Annotated in this window: 1 protein-coding gene; it reads right to left on the bottom strand. The window is 72.4% G+C overall.

Annotated elements, in window-relative coordinates; genetic code table 11:
* Positions 1-1376, bottom strand: a 1376-nt coding sequence (locus ACH4UM_RS41770; protein ID WP_398191923.1) for a polyketide synthase dehydratase domain-containing protein, incomplete at its 3' end; no start/stop codon positions are given.
* Between the last annotated feature and the right edge of the window lie 21 nt (positions 1377-1397).

The following is a 1397-nucleotide window of genomic DNA, read 5'->3' as shown; positions in this document are numbered from 1 at the left end:
CACTGCACCAACGCCAAAGCGCCGCCCACGACGGTGTGCACCCGTTGTGCGGTGCCCTCGCCCGACCCCACCGGGCACGGCACCACGACGACGTCCGGCTCGCCTGTCGACTCGCGCAGTGCGTCGAAGTCCGCGAAGGCCTCGGTGACCAGCTCGTCCTCGGCGGGTGGCAGTACGACCGGCGTCCACTCCAGCCCGAACAGGGAGTCGCCGTCCCCGGCGCCGCGCAGCTGCTCCGGCGATACGGCGCGCAGTGTCAGCGAGTCGACCGAGGCCACCGGATCACCGGCGCCGTCGGCCACGGCCAGCGTCACCGAATCGGCGCCCTTGCGCGACAGCTTCACCCGGACCATGGCCGCGCCTGCCGCCTGGACGGCGACACCGGACCATGCGAACGGAAGCTGAGGACCGTCGGCCAGGGAGACCAGCCCGCCGGCGGCCAGGGCGTGCAGGGCGGCGTCCAGCAGCGCCGGGTGAACGGCGAACGAAGCCGCGTCGGCACTCGCCTCCTCCGGCAGCTCGACCTCGGCGAAGACGTCCTCCCCGCCGCGCCAAACAGACCGCAGGCCCTGGAAGACCGGACCGTACTCCAGACCGGCTCCGGCCAAGTCCTCGTAGAACGTCATCAGATCGACGGCCTCCGCACCCGCAGGCGGCCATGCGCCCACGGCCGCCGGGGATACCTCCGCCGAGGACAGCACGCCCGTCGCATGCCGCACCCACGAACCGTCCCCGACGCGCGAATGAACGCTCAGCTGCCGTCGGCCGGATCCGTCCTCAGCACCGACCGACACCTGCAGGATAACGCCGACGCGCTCGGGCACCACCAGTGGTATCTCCAGGGTGAGTTCCTCGATCTGGCCGCAGCCGGCCTCGTCGCCCGCTCGTACGGCCAGCTCGACGAAGGCGGTGCCGGGCAGCAGAACCTTCCCGTTCACAGCGTGGTCGGCGAGCCACGGGTGGGTGTCGAGGGAGATCAGCCCGGTCAGCAGAACTCCGTCGCTGTCGGCGGTGGCGATCGCGGCACCGAGCAGGGGGTGGTCCGCCGTCCCGAGACCGGCCGCCCGGACGTCGCCCGGTGCCTGAGGCGCGTCGAGCCAGTAGCGTTCACGCTGGAAGGGGTAAGTGGGCAGGTCGACGGTCCGCGCGCCGGGGAAGAACGCGTGCCAGTCCGGGGAGACCCCGTGCACGTGGAGCTGCCCGACCGCGGTGACGACTGCCTGCGGCTCGGCGCGGTCGGCACGCAGCACCGGCACGGTGACGGCGCCGTCCACGCAACCCTGGGCGAGCGCGCTGAGCACGCCGCCGGGGCCGATCTCCACGAAGGTGGTCACACCCGACTCGCGCAGGGTCCGCACACCATCGGCGAAACGCACCGCCTCACGAACGTGACGCAC

Origin of the sequence: Streptomyces sp. NPDC020801 (assembly GCF_044334385.1) — a bacterium.
GTDB lineage: Bacteria > Actinomycetota > Actinomycetes > Streptomycetales > Streptomycetaceae > Streptomyces.
The sequence above is the reverse complement of the archived record's forward strand: the minus strand, read 5'-3'. Positions and strand labels throughout refer to the sequence as shown.